This window comes from Cellvibrio sp. PSBB023 (assembly GCF_002007605.1).
Classification (GTDB): domain Bacteria; phylum Pseudomonadota; class Gammaproteobacteria; order Pseudomonadales; family Cellvibrionaceae; genus Cellvibrio.
Map to the genome: position 1 here is coordinate 3,357,590 of NZ_CP019799.1, position 20,517 is coordinate 3,378,106.

Genomic DNA, 20,517 nt, shown 5'->3' on the forward strand with positions numbered 1-20,517 from the left:
CAAGGGCGCGGATTTTACCCGCTGACAATAATGCTTGGCTGTAGGAAATTGACTATGCGTGACGCTTATTTAGACATTTTGTGATCAGGTTTTATTTTTATTTTTATCGATAAAAAATCTAATAGATTGATGTTTTTGACGACAATTTTGTGCAGTTAATTGGTATTGATAGAAGTGATTTTTGAATACAGCCACATATTCAGAACGGCCAGATTTTGCTTGCTAGTAATAAGCCTTGGTAGACGGGAATTAATCTATGGCGTGTTTCCCTAAGAGCACGCTGTATGCTCTCAGGAAAGGCTTAACATAAATCAAAGGAGAAATATTGGCTCTATTGCCATGTTGAAAATATTTTACGGAAAACTATTCTCAGACTTATTAAGAATCAATTTTTCACCAGTTTCGCGGTCAACTATTATCAACGCTTGGCGCATATCATCGGTGATTAATAGAAACTCATTTTGCTCATCAAGCTTCATATCTCTAGAGAGCACAGTCTTATCACTCGCACCAGCATAAGACATATCCTTAAACAAACTGCGCTCACCTGTCGTTAAATCGATAGCCAGTAATTTATTAGAAATACTCTCCATCACAATAAGCCGATTATATTTTTTATCCTTTACAATACCTCTCAACGCCGCAGTTTCGCCATCTGGTAACCGAGCGCTAAAAAGCTCACCACTGCCGATTGTGTTATCCGAGAACACTTCACGCTTACCTGTTATTGCGTTCACCTTAATAACTTGATGTTGTGTTACATCCGCAAGCTGCCCCCCCGAAGTTACCCAGTAGTTATCACCATCTATTGCTATATTTCTTGAATTTTTAATTAATGGCTGTTCACTGGCGGCGGAGATCAAGGAGAATTCTTTTGAATCTAACGAAAACCCAAGTACTCGACCACCACCCTCTGCAGAGGCAGATGTGTTTTCTACTAGCACCAATCTATTTCTACCATTTTCTCTATCTAAAGACATACCAAATGCAGCGCCGCCAAAAGACATGTAGTCTTCGATAAAGCTACCATCCAGTAAATCAAATACCATCATTTTATAACCACCGCAACGACCATAGAATCGTGCGTTTTGATAGTCAATAATCAGTCCATACAAGGGATCATTACAGATACTTTCATGATCTATAAATGCACTACGCTGTCCAGTAGCAATATCCACTACCGTTACTTTTCTATTTTCAGTCATAAGTATGCGATTGCGTTCAATGTCCAATACACTGTTTCCTATGTTATAAATCTGATCCCCCTCAACCGGAAACGCACTCCTTACATTTGCCTGCCGAATAACAACCTTATTCGCTTCCTCCAGCGCTGTGGTATTACCATGCTCATCCGTCGCAATGACTTTGATTTCATTTTCTGCGTTTGCGGTTAATGTGATATTTGCGGTCCAACTGGAAAAATCTTTTACGCCATCGGTATCGGTGATAGGAGTTACCTCAAACTCGTCTGAGCTAATCGTGGTATCCGGTGTCGCCAGGTCATAGGATCTCACCACCACTTTTACACTGGTAATGGTGTTGTTATCTGTGGCTGTTCCACGCACTTTGACACTATTGGCTTCGCTCATGGTGTAAGGCGTGGGGAATTTGAATTCAGCAACCGGTGGGATGGTGTCGGGCAGGGTGGTGATGGTATAGGTGGCACTCACACCACCGATAGTCACAACCACATCGACACTGACCTTATTGTTATTCGCCGATACGCCTTTCAATCGCACTGTGTTGTTCACTGATACAGTGCCAGTGGCGGAGGTAAATTCGCCTCCATTAATTGAATACTCACCACCGGTGATGCTGATAGGCACTGCTGCATCTATACCGCTGACTGTGATGCTATTGGAGGTGTAGGCAGTATCTAATTCAGCGTTGATTGCTGGCTCAAATGTGAAAGCATCTGGTGTGGTATCTGCTTTGGTTGTGACACTGAAGGTGGCTGCAACATCACCCAGGGTCAGTTGTGCAGTAACCGTTGTACTGTGAGATGCCGACGCGGTTACGCGCACGACGATGCTCTGGCCGTTGCTAATACTGCCTGCGGATGCAGTAAAGGCACTGCCATTAATCGAATACTCACCACCGGTGATACTCACTGTGGTTGCGGTATTGATCCCTGAAATAGTAACCGGCGCGGATTCAATCACTGCGGAGAGCTCGGCATCGACAATTGCGGTAAAGCTATAGGGATTGGGGGTTGTATCTACGACAGGAGTAGAGGATGTACTGCTACTGGTTCCAATCTGACTGAGGTTACTACTATTGCTACTCACAGCAACAGTACTACTGGTGTTTGGTGCTGGATTACTGCCACTGCCACCTCCACCGCCGCCACAGGCAACAAGTGAGGCAAGGCCTAGAATTAGAACCGTTCGGGAAAATACGCGGTGCAGTGTTGCTATCGTCATGATAGTAATGACTCCTTTTGCGATGAAGTAGGGATCTGCTTGGAGAGCAGAGCGTAAAAAGGCGGGGATTCTACTTGCTAGCAATCATGCTTGGCTGTAGGAAATTGACTATGCGTGACACTTTTATAGACATTTTGTGACCGGGTTTTATTTTTATTATTTGCCAGCAACAATGAAAGATTATGATGTTTTTGGCGCCAAGCTTGTGACGCACAACCGGGAGGGTAATTGTGTTGAGGTTTCATTCATTAACAGCGCATTACTGCGATTCCCAGTCAGAAGCTAACTGTGGTTCATATAAGTCACCCATTAAGTCATGCAACACTAATTTAGGATTGGTTACTTTTTTATCTTTTCCATCTTTCCAGGGAACTACATACAAAATGTTAGGTAGTCCTTGACTAGCATCTACAGCTTCCGGATTATTTTCATTGCTAGCAAATACTGACAAGGAAATACCGAGCCCAAGAATAATAAATTTATGCAGCTTCATAATGATTACTCCCTTTTCAATGTTTGTTTTAATTCTTGTACCCAAGCCTCAGTTTCTTCATCTTTTTGGCCTGCAAGCAAAAGATAACTTTCGTAATATGGAATAGCCTTCGCGATATTCTGATAGTAAAGATCGTAAAGCAGAGCCATGTTGTAGTGAATATTAGGATTTTTAGCATCAAGCTTTAACGCATTTAGGTAGTTTTTTTCTGCATTTTTATATTGACCGCTCTCGACACAAATGAGCCCTTTGATATTATTAATATCGGCTGAGGCCGGCTGTAATTTATCGGCATGCTCAATCGATCGCTGAGCATCAGCTATATTTTTTACGGTGTAATTGGCAATAGCAAGGTTAACCCATACGTCAAGATAACCGGGATTTTTTTCTGCAATTTTTCCCAGCGATATAGCTGCTACTTTGGCATTTCCTTTTTCAAGATCAGCAACTGCCTGAACGTAATCCAATAAGTCTTTTTCGGAAATAGAAACAGATTTTTTAATTATTTGAGATGTAGGGGACGGCGATTTTGATACCGTTGCACATGCGCTCAACAATATAGATATGGCCAATAATAGGATAAGCCTGGGAAAGTATAATGTTAACAAAACTTTCATTATATATCCGTTTACTTGCATAGCTAAAAAAACAGGTATCCTTTTCATAATCAATTTACTGTGCTTCTGAAAATACTAAACTTACCCTGACGTCCATAACGTGACGGGAAGAGTGCCTGTAACTCTGTATGACTTTTCTTAATCCAAGGGCTTTGTATGCCATCGGCAGTTCTTGCCATGTTTATTTCATAAAACTCTATTGCCTTCTCTTCAAAAGGGAAAGCCTGATCTTCAATTAGTATGTTGTATTGTTCAAGCTCATCACCTGCAAGGTTTTTAGGTCGCTCAGAATCAAGTAAGGACTTGGCAAATACTTGGTATATATTTGCTATTGAATAAGTTGCCTCCGTCGTTACTTCTGCAATGTTATATGATGAAGCTTGCCCAAACAGGGAAATCGCATCCTGCATGAATTTTTTCTTATCCCTTAAGCTCTGTGCAAGAGGCTCAACCAGTCTTTTATTATCAAACTTATTTTTTTGTATATTAGCAAGCGCCAAAGCGGAACTAGCGGCAATATAATTTGTACGATCTGTTTTATTATTTTGTAAAGCTTGGCTATCGCTAGCAATAATCTGTTGCTGCCAAAAATTGGATTTTTCAGTCTGATTTTGTTTTAAATAGAGGGCAGAGAGTTTATTCATTGCCTCTATGTATTGAGCATAAGGTGTTTTATAAGTGTCGACATAACGTGTATATGCGCGAATTGCATCCGGCACATTATTTTTTATTTCATACAGGGCAGCTGCCTGCCATAAGGCAGACATTTTTATATTTTCATCGCTGTCTTTTGCTGATATTTCTTCAAACACAATAGCTGCACGATCATCTTTACCTAGTTTGATATATGCACTTGAAAGCTGTCGAGTTGCATCTTGATAAAATTTATGCTTAGGGAATTGCCGCTGGAATAATTCAATATTGGCAACAGCTTGGTTCCAGCGCTCATGCTTCACAGCAAGACTAATAGCTTCATAAAGCGAGTCAGGTGCTATATCAGAGCTACCCGCTTGTTTGGCTACACGAGCATAATGAGTAATAGCGCTGTCGACCTTGTTGTTCATTAAATCAGCTTTACCTTGCTGATATATTGCCAAGGCCAAACTATTACTGAAACGATTTTTATCATTAGTATTCTTTGCTGTTGTAAGTAAATAAGAAAATATCGTTTCAGCTTCTGTTGCATTATTGGTTTTTAAATAGGATAAACCTTTAATATAGTTTGATTCATTGCGAGTAGCGTTTTCTGTTACCCCGGCAATACTATTGGAAAATCTAATCGCATCAGCATAACGTTGATTATTATAAGCAAGCTCTACAGCATGTAAGCTGACCTGTTGATAACGCGGCTCTTTTTGATACAACTGCACTGACCGCAATGCATAGGTCAAATGAAGATCAAGCCAATGTGAATTTTCAGGCTGTGCTTTATATAACTTATCTGTTAATTCAATAGTGGCATAAGCTGCTTCTTTATCTAATACTATGTTTCCGTCGTATGCTGCCTTTTCAAAATAAGTAAGTGCTTCTGTATTCATATTTTTTATGGCAAGCAATTCAGCATAAGCTGTATATACCTTGTCTGTTCTTGCGTAGGACTCGTATTGGTTTAGGTAGCGCCGATACCATTCGTTGGCAGCCGTAAAATATTTGGAATCATGCGTAGTTCTATATGCTTGCTGTTGAGCATCAGCAACCAACAATATATTGTCACGCATGGATTTTTTTATCATATTGTAAGCTTGGGTATTTTTTTTACCCTTCCAATAATTACTCTTTGCATTAAAACGGGTATAAAAATTTTCCATTGCCGTTTCAAATTGCTTATTGAGATCAGCACTTTTAAATATTGTTATTTGATCTAAATAGGCTTCCGGTAGATTTTCAGAGTCAGGATTACTGCTAATAAATTTATCCAAAGTGCTTGTTGCATCTGCATAGCGCTGCTGTGCCACATAAATCAAACTGATAAATTTATAGGAATAATATAAATACTCAGATTGGGTAGGGTCACTAAAATAGTTTTTAAGGTCATCTATATCATGGGTATTGATAACTGCAAGGGAAAGTGCCCTAAAATACTCGTCAAAGTCACTTTTATCGTTACCTGTTAAACTGTGGTATGCAGAAAATTTTCGATATTTTATTGCCTCTACATAGTCTTCTATCGCTTCTGTGAATAAATTCTGTTTATAACGTGACCATCCACGCTTTACTAGCGATCGCTCATAAAATTCATTTCCGTTTGAACTAAATATAACTTCTGAATATGCACTTTCAGCAGTTAAATAATCCCCCGAAATAAATGCATTTTCAGCCAAACGAAACTGAGATTCTGCGTAGTAAATTGATTGGGGGAATCGCATGGTTAGTTGCGTTAGTGTATCCAGTGATTTCTCCTGGAAATTTAATTTTTCATAATTTTGTGCTAATTGATAAAGAATTCTATCGTTATCTTTTGCTTCAGGATATTCAGCTAAAGAGGCTGATAACAAATCTATCGTACGTTGTATAGATGCTCTATATGTTTTACTCTGTTCAATATCTATTTGATTATTGACAGTACTTTCATCCAGCTTGTTTAATTCCGCTATTTCCAACTCGGCTAAACGGCTCATGGCCATACGTCGCCCTTTCTCAGCAGAGGAGGCTGAGGCCAAGTAATCATTGTATGCTTGTTTAATGTCCGCTTCTGTCTTAGCTTTTACGAATACAGGTGCAACATCTTTGTCTGATGATTGGACATCCAGGTCTCGCAAAGTGCTTTCTTGCGGTTCTGTAGTACTGCAACCAACTAACATAAGAAAGACCAATAAATATACGTATCGAATAGGCAATTGCATTTCTCTATTTTCCATCATAAATTGTTGCCAAACCAAATTTTGATTGGCTCAAATAACTGGCAATCGATTCCTGTTCTGTATCCAATAATTCTTGTGCAATACCTATATATTCTTTTTCAAGAAATTGTTTAGCCGCAGCTAATTCATTGATGCGATTACTTGATAGAGAATATTTTTGAAGATTGGAAATTATGGTGATTTTTTCAGCTATTTCATTTAGCTGTTTATTATTTCGTGTTTCGGGGCGGAGGAAAATTTTACTCATTAATAAATCTTCAGTTGGATTGGGCGTAATACTTGAAATCGCTTCTTTTTGTTTTGAAAGCAATGTCGAATAATAGTCAATAGCCTCTTGGTAGGCTTTTAATGCAGCTTCAGACTGACCAAGCTGTCGAAGAGTAAAGGCCACTAACAAATTAGATTCTGCGACGGAAATATCATTCTCATTTTTTTCGCGCAAAAGATTAAACGCATTCAAAGCGCCAATAAAATCTTCTTGGTGCAAAGCCGCCATTCCCAACCCAAGTAAAGCCCGGTTTATATAATCGCTATTGAGTGAGATATTACGAAAACTTTCTCTTGCATCCCGATAAAATCCAAATTGAAGTTGTGAGAAACCTAACACCGTATACAACCGATAATACAGCTCATCGCGCTCTGAACCACTTGCTTTTAATGCACGTTGGATAGCCAGATGTGCATCTGTCCACCAATCCTGGCGGATATTCGCAGTAGCAAGATTTAATTGTGCCAAACGATAGTGAATTGATTCAGGTTTAATTTTTTCATAGTAAACCATGGCTTCACGATGCTTTTTCTGTTGCTGTAGTGCAGAACCAATTAACAAATTAGCCTCGGCAGCATCGTCCTTGGTAAGGTTTTCGATAACCCCAGAATCTTTAAACATTGTGATTACATTGGACCACTGGCCTTGATCTGCATGATATTTGGCAAGTTCAAAAGTGATGCGTGCTTCACTAAATGTGGCACCTTGATTTTTTGCTGTTTTTAGCAAAGTTTCAGCAATTGCGATGTTGTGAAGTGACAAAGCCAGGGCGGATATTTTCTGTATTTGCGGCAAATGTATTTGCTGGGTAATTGCTGGCATATTGCTCAGGATTGTCGCAATTGCAGTTATAGAATCCTTTGATTTTATTGCAGCTTCAGATATTTTTATGATTTCTTCGAGATCTGTTATCGACGAACCTATTTTTGGGTTATTCAGAAGATCTTGGTAAGCAGCGGCAGTTGCCGTAGAAAATCGTGTATCACTAGATGGTGATGGCAAATCACTGCTATAAGAAGACTGGGCGAAAAATAGTATGAGTAGCAACAACTGCTTATACTTGACAGTCATCGTTAATACAATAGTTAGAAAATATTGGGCAATTTTATAAAAAGCAGTCATTGGTGATCACAAATGGTGGTGATATTAAGCAAATATAAGCTGGGATTTAATTTTTATTAATTAAATCACGGACCACACGCATAGCTTCATCAGCCATCCGAGCCAACAAGCGCTGTAGAACCTGCCGCATAAAGGCTTGTGTCAGCTCCTTTGCTGTTTTAGCCAAGCGCATTCCCAGCGCTTGCATAATCTTGCGCATTAAGCACACTACCCACTCACCAGCAGCAACAGACAAGCCTATGCCCTTGCGTAGGAGCCAGGCAATTTTATCGGCAAGGGTTAATGCACCTATGAACGGAGATTGTAACGAGATAATTGCTTCTCCAACAAATTTGCGCAGCACCAGCATAAGGCCCGCGTTAATCCATTCCCAGGTTTTGGCGCTCATTGGATTGACTGATTTTTCTGACTTCAGCCAACGTTCTACCGAGCGGTCATCGATATCCTTTTTAGCAATAACTCCCAAGCTCTCCCAGCTGTTAGTGCTTATGGAGTTGATATAGTTTTGCATTTTATGTGCGGCAAGTGAAATCAGGGAGCTACTAGGTAATTGATAACCGATATCCCAAAATGGTGGGTGCGCAAACGGGAATACCGGGATCATAGGGACTACATCAGTAGCGTGGTAGACGCGGTAAATATTGTGGGCTTTTATTTTAGTAGTAAGTCGGTCAGCAAAGAACTCCAAACCGGCTTTAGGCGCGGCTATGGTATAGAGTTTTACATTGCGACCTTTTGAACTGACCCAGTCGGCGGCGAGTGTAGCAATGGCACCACCCAGACTATGACCAATGCAATGAACTGTACCTTGGGCATCCTGGTGATTAGCCAAAAATTCTTCGATGCTGCTTTTCATGCTGCAAAAAATAGAATTAAACCCGATATGCACAGGTAATCCGGTCTGCGACCTTGCTACACCAATACGCGCATTACTAATCCAATCCGCACCTATATTGGCAGTGGTGGAACCGCGGAAGATTAAGAAGATATCCTTTTCATAATCTTTTCCGCCACGCACACACATTCCAAAACCGTCTTTGGTGTTGATAAGACGGGAACCGACTTCGGCTTTTAAATGTTTTGCGTCAGCCGATTTCTGAGAGAATTCGGGACGATTGAGAAAACCTCGAATTAAAAAAGTAGCTCCGGTTTGTACTTGATAAATATCTTTCGCCAATAAAGAGACGCTTTGTGGTGATAAAAGGCTCATTATTTATTCCCTTTTTTATCAATTAAATCCCATTTACAAGAGGTTATAAATAAGCCCTCTTTGTCATTTAAAGAAACTGGCTCATCGGTTAATTCACAGCGAAAATTTTTTGGTATGCCACCAAGCTCTCCATATTCAACAATATTGCCCCTTGCTCGTCCCCATATCGGAATTTCTTGATCGTCATAATATACCCATATTTCTTGCAGTATATTAAACTCTCCCAAGAGTGGAATCCGAACCTTATCTGTTTTTATAGGTAAACTAAATTCTCCATTTTCGTTTGCATAATATGTTTCTTTCTCACCAACGTCGTCTTTCCATATTACATGACGCACAATTTTTGCTTTGGCAGCTGGCTTTCCTTGGTAAGTCAACTTGCCTTGCATCGGGGAGAATAAAACAACTTCTGTTCCAAAAAGAGACATAGCAACTCCGCTTATCGAATAAAATAAAGAAAAAACTATAAACAAATAAATGACTATGCTTCTCTTAAAATAAAAAAATTTACTGGTGTTTAACATTTATTTTCCTGATTGTAAGAACCATAATCACGCCGTCAGCAGAAATAGCTGACGGTGTTATGGTTTATAAAATCTTGTAATTAAATTGACCTTCCTCGGTGACACCCACATGAATGCTATTAATAATTTCACCGTTAGCCATTTTTCCGAGGCACTCAGCGGCCAACGCAGGTAATAAGGTGCGGGTGAGAATATTTTCAATATTACGTGCCCCTGTATCGACTTCCTGACTACGTGCAAGTATGTGTAATAGAACATCTTCGTCGTAACTGAAAGCCGCGTTGTAATGATCTTTAACACGCTTCTCTATTCGCTTCATGTTGATCACACAAATCTTCATCAGGTCATCATCACCGAGTGGGTAGTAAGGAATGACGGTCGTGCGCCCAAGGAAGGCGGGTTTGAAATAGCGCAGCAGCTGCGGGCGGAAGTTATCCAATAACACTTCTGGATCCGGGCGCTCCTCCTGCGCGGCACACATTGCGCGAATATGTTCTTCACCCGCGTTTGAGGTCATGATGATGACGGTGTTGCGAAAATCGATATCGCGCCCTTCTCCATCTTTGATAGTACCTTTATCAAAAAGATTATAAAAAATATCCTGTACGCCTGGATGGGCTTTTTCCATTTCATCTAGCAATACAACACTGTAAGGTTTGCGTCTAACCGCTTCAGTTAATACGCCACCTTCGCCGTAGCCGACATAACCAGGTGGTGATCCTAAGAGCATAGAAACTTTATGTTCTTCTTTAAACTCGGACATATTGATGACGGTGATATTTTGTTCGCCACCGTATAGAATATCTGTCAATGCCAATGCGGTTTCCGTTTTACCTACACCACTTGAGCCAACCATAAAAAATACGCCGATTGGCTTACGTGGATCAGTTAAACCGGCACGCGAGGTGCGAATACTTTGTGCAATCGCTTCCAAGGCGTGAGGCTGGCCGATGACTCGTTCGCCCAGTGCAGTCTGTAATTCCAAAATTGCTTTTATCTCATTGGACACCATTTTACCCACGGGTATGCCGGTCCAGTTAGCAACAACTTCAGCGATAGCCTGACTATCTACATTTACTTTAATAAGTGGTGTTTCGCCTTGCAGTGCAGCAAGTTCTTCGCGCAAAGCATCTAATTGTTTACGCAATGCGAATAATTCGGTTTCATTCAGAATAGGTTTGACCGCATCTTTGTTATCTCTGCGTGCATGAAAATTATCTTCTATTTTATTTTGCAAATCTCGAATAGCATTTACTTTTTCCAACTCTAAATGCCATTGGGCTTCCTGGTCATGCAATTGCATTTGTAATTGTTGTTTTTCTCCCTCTAATTGCGACAGGTGTTCAGCATAGTTCCCATGTGACGCATTCTCACGACCAAGAGAATCTATTGTTGCTGTGCACTGGATAATTTGACGGCGCGTGTCTTCAATAGCAGCAGGTGTTGAACTTTGGCTAAGTGCAACACGCGCACAGGCCGTATCCAGTAAACTGACGGATTTATCAGGTAGTTGGCGTGCGGTGATATACCTGCTGGAAAGACGTACTGAATCGACAATCGCTTCGTCCAGAATTCTTACACCATGGTGATTTTGTAGCATTTCAGAAATAGCCCGCATCATATTGATAGCCTTTTCTTCGTCTGGCTCCTCAATTTTGACTACCTGAAAACGGCGAGTCAGGGCTGGGTCCCGCTCAAAGTATTTTTTATACTCAGCCCATGTAGTTGCAGCGATAGTTCGCAGCTCACCCCTTGCCAGTGCGGGCTTGAGAAGATTAGCTGCATCGCCCTGACCCTCTTTCCCACCCGCACCGATCAATGTATGTGCTTCATCAATAAACATAATGATAGGTTCAGGGGATGCTTTCACTTCAGCAATGACAGATTTTAAACGGTTTTCAAATTCACCTTTTACACTTGCACCTGCTTGTAATAGGCCTAGATCCAGGCTGCGAATAGTGACATTTTTTAATTGCTCTGGAACATCACCTGATGCAATACGTAAAGCAAAACCTTCTACAACAGCCGTTTTACCTACTCCCGCTTCGCCGGTAAGAATTGGATTGTTTTGGCGACGACGAATAAGGATATCAATAATTTGCCGAACCTCTTCATCACGTCCCAGCACAGCATCAATCTTGCCATTTTTAGCAGCCTCAGTCAGATTGACTGTAAATTTATCAAGTGAGGGCGTTTTACTCGGTGTAGAAAATGTTGAATTTTCCTCATGTATGCTATCTGCCTTTCCTGTCTCTTTTGATTCACCCGTCGTACCGATAATGCCACGTACAACATCGCGCAATGATTCAGGCATGATCTTTTTTAATTCGCCATTGGCTGCTTCCGTTGTGCGGCGCAGTCCCTCATCTAACAATAAAGCGGCAAGAATATGTGCTGAAGTAATTTTATTGTGGCCATACTCTACGGATGCCAGTATCCAGGCATTTTTTGCCAAATCCACGATAGCCGGAGAAAGTGCTGGAGCTCGTGAATTACCCGTTTTAATATGATCCAATTCACGGTTGAGGTGGCGAACAAGGTTTTCTATATTGATATCAAACTTTTCTAAAACCAATAAAATGTCGCTGTTGGAGATTTCCAATAATTTAAGTAGCCAGTGCTCTATTTCTACATTGTAATGCGTTCTGGATAAACATAACCCTGCTGCACCTTCGAGTGCATTACGACAAGGCTCATTGAGTTTTACTACTAGGGATTTTAAATCGATATTAATCATGGTTCTATCCTTAAAAACTATTAAAATTTAATCTAAATAATTAAGCTGAACGCTTTGCGGAAACAGTAATTTTGTGTGTTTCGTTATTATCAATAACTTTATTTTTCTCACTGGTTGATAACCAGGTATTCCAACCTAGAATAAGAGGAGATTCTTTAGTGAATTTGATTTTGTTGGGAAGATCTGCTCGCTTAACTTCAATAGTAAACTCATAATCATGTTCCAGACCCAAGTACATTTGCACCATGTCGTGCATGGCAGCAAGCGCCGTTGTCCCCGGTGCGAAACGGTAAAATTGTTCTTTATTTAAAGGGCCAATTAATATCTTTATTTTTCCTTGGCCGATCCAACCTCTACCTCCCAGCATAGCTGATTGTGCCAATGCGGCATTTTGCCCTTTTGGTTCAAGCTTGGATGCAATGCGGGTACGAATATCCGGGAGAAGATCTTGCCATTGACCCACAAATTCCTGAATTTTAATTGGCAGATTAAAATAATCCGCCAATATTTGTTTAAGCCCTGCTGAGGTTCTTATTTTTTGTGTTAACAATCCACTATAAAACAAAAGTGATTCATCTCGTATTTTCTGCCTGTTCATAACGCCTGCTGTACCTAATCCAATCATAGATAGCAGTGCTTGTGTTGCTGTTGATTGACTTTTTTTACTATGGCTATTTAATTTTCTGCGTTCATATTCGATAGGTAATGAATATTTTGTACCCGCCTGATAAAAAAGCGATAGCGTCCTATGATTGAACATATCAAGAAATTGAATCAGTGATTCATCTTTTTGTTTCAAGCGTTGCAATATGAGTTCTGTATAGTGGTAGGGCAATACCCCCATGCTTCCAGCCAAACTCAAAAAATTAACTTGCATCTCCCAAGGATTTTTTGAAGTTTCATGCTCTGTCCGCGTGATAGAAAAAATCTCATTCTTTGGAAAACTCAATGAGGTACGCGTTTTGAAACGTAAAACCTCTGTAGAGGGCGGCACAAATAGTCCGATAGGGTTACACGTAGCTACTGTAGAATTACTAGAAATAGCCGATGAGCCGTCAAAAAGCACAGCACGCTCCAACAAGCGCACCGCTTGAAAAAAGCGGTATTCATGCGGTTTTTTTAATAAAAGCTCAGTTATAACAGCGTTTTTTCGCCGGCTCTGGGGGGACATTTTTTTAGATATCCTTCTTTATTTTTACGTTTAACCAATAACCGTGTGAACGAATTAATGGAACAATAGAGTCCAAAGAAATGCTCTAGAACGGTGGCAAATAAAAAACTACTACTACCGGTAAAATTCGCATCATCAATTTCAATTTCAATTTCAGTACCACGGCACAGCGTTGTCCTACCATCAATATTCAGGGGGGCATTTACATTCCTTGCCTTTAATGACTGAATAGAATCAATCAGTGCTCTTGTTGCGGAAGAGTCTTTAAAATTATACAGGCGAAGAATTTCCTTTAACGCTTCTGTAGCATTATGTGATCCAGTAATGGATAAATAATTCAGATTTAAATGAGACAATAGCCGCCAGCGAGCACCATCCCTTAGTGGGGGACGAATAGCCGCTGTAGGTTGCGAAAGGCAACGAATTTTTTCACAGGGCGGGGCCGCGTTAACGCATTGCAGTTTTGGCTGATCAAGATTAAACGGTAACTTTGCAGGCAAATCACGGTTACTACAGGTTGCCTCAATCAGTAATGTGCGGTCTTCGGGTAGATTTGGATTGAAGTTTAAATCAACCAAGCTGAGAAATAAGTCGGTCCCTTCATCCCGCTGCGAATAGCCAAGTTTTGCGTGCCTACGCGCCGCGAACCAAAATGACTGCGTTTTTAGATCGAGGTGCTCATGTTTCAGCCCATAAAAGGGTAAGAATGTTTCTTGTATGCCTGCAGCACTGCTTGCGACAACATTATCGATAGAATAGATTTCATAACCTTTTGGTCGACGCGCATCTGGAATAATTTGGTATTCAAGCTCGGTGTGTTCAATTTTGATAGGGTCTGCTTTGTGACTAAATAAATTCACAATAGGAGTACAACCAAGGGAAAATGTATTTTTATTTACATTGTGCTCAAGCTCTACTTCTGATCGATTTAAATAAAAATACAGATTTAGCTCTGTGGTCGCTCGGGCAGGGATATGATTAGCAATTCCTTCAATATCAATAAACATGAATTTTTCCGGGAAAATGAAAAATTCATTTAGTAGACGATAACCTGAAAAAGAAGATGCAGGATAAGGCAGCAAACTTTGTGTATCACAAAATCCTACAGCTTTGATGGCATTTTTTCCTATAAAAATAGGATTAGTATCACTCTCTGAAGTAGCTATCACCAATTGTTGGCATTCATTTAGGATCATCTCATACAGAGGATGAATATGTTGAGGCTGGCCTTTTAAATAAAAACGTAATCGATTTGGGCGTAATTTATGGATATTAATCGCATCATTAAAAGTTTGGAGGCGCAGACGTAAAACTCCCCCTGCACCGCGAACCGCATTTGCACCAGGTGTTGCAAAGGGTCGACCAACTAAACTTGCGTCTGTCACCGACAAGGGCAGAAGCTCAGTATCATATACCGTGGTGAAACGACAATTTTCGCCTTGAAACTGCTCCGTTTCTAATACTGTCTGTGCTGGTAATGTATAACTCGCTTGCAACTGATCCTGGTTTGGCACCAACTGTACTATTGCCATGGATGGGATTGGCCGCTGATAGTGTGGGAACAAAGTAGCAAGCAATGCGTCGCTGATTTCAGGAAAATCATCATCCAATTTATGTTGAATTCGCGCATTTAAATACGCAAAACTTTCAATGAGGCGCGAAACATGAGGGTCTTCAATTGTATCGGTACTAATCCCTAAACGGCCTGCAATTTTTGGATGTTCTTTTGCAAATTCGGCACCCATTTGCCGAATATAGGCAAGCTCCTTCTCATAGTAAGGAAGTAATTCATCAGCCATGTTTTGATTCTTCTACTTTTACGGTTCTAAATACCGGGTCCAAAACAGAATCGAATACAATCACTTCTGGTGCTGGATCAGCATGAAGTGTTGCATCAATACGAAATTTAAGCGTTCGATCAGTAGTGTCTTTATTGTCAATATGAATGACTTTTACCGATTTAAAACGCGGTTCAAAACGGCGTAAGGTTTTTTCAAGGTTTTTTGTGAAAATCTTTTTCTTTTCTGTATCTGCAATATTGACCGTAGCCAAATCAGGTAACCCGTAATTAAGTAGCGAAAACTCCACTTCTTTCAAGTCCTCCGGGGGTGACTGCATTCTAAATCGAGTGTTTAGCAGATTTTCCAGATCGCGTTTAACGCTATTGCGGAGCTCTCGTAAATACTGGGTTCGGCTTTTATCTTGCTCAATATTGAGGTGAGGTTCGTCATCGATCAACCGATCCAAAATGGATGGGCGCAACTCCTGTTTCTTTCCAATCCGCATAGTCGAGCTACTCCCTGTCTTTAACTTGTTTGCATTAATTCAGTCACCAACTCTAATTCAGAAACCATTTGATCCAGTTGGTAATGTGGCACCAGATGAATAACACATAAATACTGCCCCGGCTTGTTGGGGTGCTCAGTGACATTGACGGCAGCTTGACGAAGGGGATAACGGGCTTGTTCTTCCCATTCTAAATCTTCACGCCCTGTTGTGTATTTGAATAGCCATTCCGTTAAAAAACGTTCACATTCTTCGGCCGTAATAAAAGAGCCGACCTTGTCGCGGATCATAACTTTTAGATAGTGTGCTACACGTGAAGCACACAATACATGCTGCAACATAGCTGACAACTTTGCATTTATATCGTCTGCACGCGACAAGCGATGACGCGGCTGTTGAACAGACTGGTTACTGTAGAATGCGCAGAACGGCGTATCATAACAATGGCACAATGGCATGAGTCCAAGGTCACTCAACTCACGCTCCATAGTGTCAGTAATCACAACATCAACCGATGGCTTACACGCTATATTGTCATCATCAGTATCAAAATTAACTGATGGCAGATTAGTTAAAAGTCCGCCACCAATTTGATCACGAGGCACGCCGCGAATATGGCCAAACCAACCAACGCTTGCAAATTCCCGAATAAGTACACCGCCAAAAGCATAAGCGGCATTTCCCCATAGCTGGCTAGAAGATTGATTTTCATGCCTCGGTTTTTCGTAAAAGAAGATGCCTTTATAGCTGCCAGGCGATGTGCGATAGGGCTCACGCATTAAGATGCGCGGTAAGGTAAGACCGAGAAAGCGACTGTCTTGTTTCTCCCGCAGGGCTCGCCATTTAATATATTCTGTTTGCGCAAAAATACTCTGCAGATTTATTGGCATACCTAAGGTAGAAAAATCATCCAGACCAAAAAACTCACTGGATGTAGAAGCGATAAATGGAGCAAATGCGGCAGCGGCTATTTGGCTAAGGCCATTGAGAGTTGCTATATCATCCAGGGGATGCCTTGATGATCGCTTGTGGCTTATTTCATAGTCACCAATAATAACGCCATAAGGTTCACCGCCGGGTGTGCCATATTCTTCGCTATAAATTTTTTGAAATAGTTGGCTTTGATCAACGTCTAATGCACGCTCTATGTCTTTGGTAACTTCTGACCAAGTGATATCCAGATAACGTATCTTAATATTTCGATTACCATCAGCCTGCGCCACGAGATACCAAAGGCCACGCCAGGATGCTTCCAATTTTTGCAACGCAGGATGGTGAATGAGCTCGTTAAGCTGATCGTTAATCAGATGATCAATATGCGCAATCGCTTTATTGATAATGCAATAGATATCGTTTGTTGTTGTATCAGCGGTTATGCTTTCGAAATGGGTGAGCCAATAACCGAGTGCCCGGAAAGAATCAGCCTCATCAAGAAACCCGGATAAAGACGTGATGCAAGGTTTCTGCACACACACTGACGCCAACAAATCAATGTTCACATCGTGTGATTTATCGATTGATATACCTTGATGCTTAGGAGCTGACACAACAATAATCCATTTATTGAATAAGGAAGAGGGGGGATCCGCATCCCCCCCTCTTTACTCGGTTAGCCCGTAATAGTTAACCTGCTTTTGGAATATTTGCTACCAAACGCAGCGAAGCAGTTAGCTCTTCCATTTGTAACCATGGGCGCATCAGTACAACGGCATTATAAACGCCTGGCTGTCCTGGTACTTCTTTTACTTCCACGCGAGCTTCGCGTAATGGGTATTGCGCTTTGGCTTCTGCACTCGCACCTTCGCTGCCATTCACATAGTTGCTAATCCAGCGATTCAACCATACTTCTGCTTCACCCGGCTCCATAAAAGAACCGATTTTGTCGCGTGCCATGGTTTTGAGAAAATGTGCGATACGCGACGTTGCCATAATGTAAGGCAACCTTGCTGAAATTGCCGCATTTGCGGTTGCATCGGGATCATCAAACTTTTTGGGGCGCTGGGTTGTTTGTGCACCAAAGAAAACCGCGTAATCCGTGTTTTTATAATGGCACATAGGCAAGAAGCCTAATTTGCTCAACTCTGCCTCGCGGCGATCGGTAATACCGATTTCCGTTGGGCACTTCTGGTCTGTGTCACCATCGTCACTTACGAATATATGGCTGGGTAAACCTTCAACTTTACCGCCACCTTCAGCGCCGCGAATTGCGGTACACCAGCCGTTCTCTGCGAAGGATTTTGTTAAGGTTGTACCCAATGCATAGGCTGCATTCATCCAGCAGTAATCATCATGATCTGTTTCGATATGGCGGCCATCATTACTTCTAGGTAATTCTTCGTAGTTAAACGCCTCTACCGGTTTGGTTGATTGGCCATAAGGCAAACGGGCCAAAACACGGGGCATCGCCAAGGTAACAAAACGGGAATCTTCTGTATCACGGAAACTGCGCCACTGAATATATTCAGCAGAGTCGAAGATTTTTTCGAGATCACGCGGTTTTGATAATTCGGTAAAACTGTCAAAGCCGAACATTTTTGGCGAAGCGGCCGATAAGAAGGGACAAAAACCGGCAGCCGCTACATTAGACATTTTAGATAACAATGAAATGTCATCCGGATGAGTTGAAAACTCGTAGTCACCGACTAAAGCCGCATAAGGCTGCCCACCGGCAGTCCCAAATTCGCTTTCATAGATTTTTTTGAAAATTTGACTTTGATCAAATTCAACAGCTTTTTCCAAGTCCTTGCCCAACTCTTTTTTAGTGATATTGAGCATGCGGATTTTTAGTTGTGTACTGGTTTCCGAATTACTGACCAAATAATTTAGCCCGCGCCATGATCCTTCCAATTTTTGGAATTTTTCGCTGTGCATAACTGCTGCCAATTGCTTGGACATCGCCTCGTCAATCGCTTTAATGGCTGCATTGATCGTAACCGATAAATTTTTGTCCCACTTAACCGTGCCTTTCATTGCTTCGCTGGTTAAGGTTCTGAGTAATTCTTCGGTTTCATCGCGAGAGGTTTGTTTTGTCGCGCTGATTGCCTGCTCCAAAAAACTCAGCTCAGCAATCTGGGCCTCTGCCTGCAAGCCTTCCAATTGTTCTTTATTAGACATGATTAATCCTCTTTTTTGTCTACACCAAGCTCATTGGACAGCGACGATAATGCGTTGGTATTACTCAACACGTCCTCAAGAATAGCTTCCAGATCTTCTGAACGATCCGCTTTGGTCAGCAGATCCCTGAGTTTATTGCGTGTATCCATGAGTTTTTTCAACGGCTCAAGCTGCTCCACAATTCGGTGTGGTTCAAAATCTTCCATGGTTTTAAAATCCAGATTGGCAGTCATTTCACTGCCATCATTTTCAAGAAGATTTTCCACTTTTAGTCGTAACTGAGGGTTAACCTTGGTCATAATATCGTTAAAGTTATCGCGATCAATTTGTGAAAATTTGCGATCTTTAAGCGCTTTTTTGCCTTCGGTATTATCGCCTGAATAGTCGCCCATCACGCCCATCACGAAAGGAATCTCCTTTTCTACGATAGAGCCGTTTGTTTCGAGGTCATATGTGATATGAACACGGGGCTTTCTGACGCGTTTAAGTTTATCGTGGATGCTATCGGACATAATCCCTAATCCTCTTGGCTAGGTGGTTTGGTTAATCTTCATTAGTCTTAACACCAGTGAGCTCACTGAAATGTTTTCGTGACGAAGAGTCAGGAATAAGCTCAACAATCAATTCGTCAAGCGGCATATTGCCCCACTTTACCGCTTTTTCAAGCGCGTAGGACACAGGGGAGTGTGGTTCAGTGGTTCGGAAAAATTTTGCAATATCCAATAACTGTTTAAATGCAGACTCTCGTGATAAAAGCGCATTTGATGTATTGGTAGCAACAGGTTTAACAGTATTTACATGTGCAGATGTAGAGGCTTCTTCCGTAACAGATTCAGGTTCGATAGCAATCGGAAGTTTATGTTTAGCGATATGATTGAGCGCGGAGCGACACTCTTCCAGTGCGCTGATAATAGCGCGCATAGAGGGCGCATATTCTGAACCACAGAGTTGGTCGAGCTTCTGCTCTACTCTTTTGGCGCAATCCATAGCATCTTGTATGTCATCAAATTGATCGACAATAAAATCCTGTGTTGTCTCTTCAACAGCACTCTCTATATCAGCAAGCGTGAAACCAAGTTTTTCAGCTTTGCCAAGGCGCGTCTCTTCGTTGGTAATTCTTTCCAACTCAACCGCTTGCTGGTATTGCCAGTAAGCAAAAGGACCGGGCGCGTAGCCTTCGGTAAAAGGTACTCGTCTGATAGGTGCAATCAGTACGCCTTCATTGGTACTGCCATTGAGTCCAGCAAGGGGAGAAATGCGCGTCTCAATGCCATCCTCTTCGTCAGGCAATGGATAGAGAGTGTCCCAGAAGTTGTCAATCAGTCCTTCTATTAATGAAAATGCATCTCTCAACCCTTGAAAACCATTGCGGCGAATAAGGGCCTCAGTTAACCAGGTGGCAACTTCAAGATCCTTACTTTCACGCGTCAACAGCCCTGGAGCCAATGAAATAATTTTCCGCCAGTGCTCGTCTGCCTCGCCATTGGATTCTTTATACAGATTATTTTTTTCAGCATCACGAGCGGCATAGCGTGCGGTTTTTATTGTCTGATAACTCGACATGGGCGATGCATCAAGTCGCAGATCTATTCCCGTAGGCTGCTCGCTTGTGATGGGTGCCAACAGGCTGGAAAAATCTAAAATAGGCGAGGATGCCATTAAGTTCATATCCCTTTTCAGTTACAAAACGA

15 protein-coding genes are annotated in these 20,517 nt (G+C 41.5%); all 15 read right to left on the reverse strand.

Annotation, left to right across the window (positions count from 1 at the left end):
* Positions 1 to 353 precede the first annotated feature (353 nt).
* The 15 genes from B0D95_RS14545 to tssA all read right to left on the reverse strand — a co-directional run bounded on the left by B0D95_RS14545 (position 354) and on the right by tssA (position 20,494).
* Complete coding sequence (locus tag B0D95_RS14545; protein WP_078044571.1) at positions 354 to 2,423, reverse strand: hypothetical protein; 2,070 nt, start codon at positions 2,421 to 2,423, stop codon at positions 354 to 356.
* A gap of 259 nt (positions 2,424 to 2,682) precedes the next feature.
* Positions 2,683 to 2,916 carry a hypothetical protein gene (locus B0D95_RS14550; RefSeq protein WP_078044572.1) on the reverse strand — a complete coding sequence of 78 codons (234 nt, stop codon included), beginning with the start codon at positions 2,914 to 2,916 and terminating at the stop codon, positions 2,683 to 2,685.
* 5 nt (positions 2,917 to 2,921) lie between these two features.
* The gene (locus B0D95_RS14555) at positions 2,922 to 3,533 is read right to left on the reverse strand and encodes a tetratricopeptide repeat protein (RefSeq protein WP_168172460.1); all 612 of its coding nucleotides are present in this window, start codon (positions 3,531 to 3,533) and stop codon (positions 2,922 to 2,924) included.
* A gap of 50 nt (positions 3,534 to 3,583) precedes the next feature.
* Positions 3,584 to 6,394, reverse strand: a complete 2,811-nt coding sequence (locus B0D95_RS14560) for a hypothetical protein (RefSeq protein ID WP_149867923.1) — start codon at positions 6,392 to 6,394, stop codon at positions 3,584 to 3,586.
* Positions 6,381 to 7,784 (reverse strand): lipopolysaccharide assembly protein LapB, encoded by a 1,404-nt coding sequence (locus B0D95_RS14565; protein ID WP_149867924.1) that lies wholly within the window; start codon positions 7,782 to 7,784, stop codon positions 6,381 to 6,383. Before B0D95_RS14565 ends, B0D95_RS14560 begins: the two co-directional genes overlap by 14 nt.
* A gap of 46 nt (positions 7,785 to 7,830) precedes the next feature.
* Entirely contained in the window at positions 7,831 to 8,994 is a 1,164-nt protein-coding gene (locus B0D95_RS14570; protein WP_078044576.1) for a lipase family protein, read from the reverse strand.
* Positions 8,994 to 9,518: a DUF6795 domain-containing protein gene (locus tag B0D95_RS14575; protein ID WP_078044577.1), complete on the reverse strand. Its 525-nt coding sequence runs from the start codon at positions 9,516 to 9,518 to the stop codon at positions 8,994 to 8,996. Before B0D95_RS14575 ends, B0D95_RS14570 begins: the two co-directional genes overlap by 1 nt.
* Before the next feature lie 64 nt (positions 9,519 to 9,582).
* Positions 9,583 to 12,255: a type VI secretion system ATPase TssH gene (gene tssH, locus B0D95_RS14580; RefSeq protein ID WP_078044578.1), complete on the reverse strand. Its 2,673-nt coding sequence runs from the start codon at positions 12,253 to 12,255 to the stop codon at positions 9,583 to 9,585.
* Positions 12,256 to 12,295: 40 nt separating this feature from the next.
* A complete protein-coding gene (gene tssG / locus B0D95_RS14585) occupies positions 12,296 to 13,426 on the reverse strand; it encodes a type VI secretion system baseplate subunit TssG (RefSeq protein WP_078044579.1) in 1,131 nt (376 codons plus the stop codon).
* Entirely contained in the window at positions 13,390 to 15,225 is a 1,836-nt protein-coding gene (tssF, locus tag B0D95_RS14590) for a type VI secretion system baseplate subunit TssF (RefSeq protein ID WP_078044580.1), read from the reverse strand. Before tssF ends, tssG begins: the two co-directional genes overlap by 37 nt.
* The gene (tssE, locus tag B0D95_RS14595; protein WP_078044581.1) at positions 15,218 to 15,712 is read right to left on the reverse strand and encodes a type VI secretion system baseplate subunit TssE; all 495 of its coding nucleotides are present in this window, start codon (positions 15,710 to 15,712) and stop codon (positions 15,218 to 15,220) included. The genes tssF and tssE overlap by 8 nt, the downstream gene beginning before the upstream one ends.
* Before the next feature lie 20 nt (positions 15,713 to 15,732).
* Entirely contained in the window at positions 15,733 to 17,211 is a 1,479-nt protein-coding gene (gene tssC / locus B0D95_RS14600) for a type VI secretion system contractile sheath large subunit (RefSeq protein ID WP_371453676.1), read from the reverse strand.
* 124 nt (positions 17,212 to 17,335) lie between these two features.
* Complete coding sequence (gene tssC / locus B0D95_RS14605; protein WP_246841615.1) at positions 17,336 to 18,826, reverse strand: type VI secretion system contractile sheath large subunit; 1,491 nt, start codon at positions 18,824 to 18,826, stop codon at positions 17,336 to 17,338.
* A 2-nt stretch (positions 18,827 to 18,828) separates the two neighbouring features.
* Positions 18,829 to 19,338: a type VI secretion system contractile sheath small subunit gene (gene tssB, locus B0D95_RS14610; RefSeq protein WP_078044584.1), complete on the reverse strand. Its 510-nt coding sequence runs from the start codon at positions 19,336 to 19,338 to the stop codon at positions 18,829 to 18,831.
* A gap of 31 nt (positions 19,339 to 19,369) precedes the next feature.
* Positions 19,370 to 20,494, reverse strand: coding sequence for a type VI secretion system protein TssA (gene tssA / locus B0D95_RS14615; protein WP_246841616.1), 1,125 nt, complete (start codon positions 20,492 to 20,494; stop codon positions 19,370 to 19,372).
* Between the last annotated feature and the right edge of the window lie 23 nt (positions 20,495 to 20,517).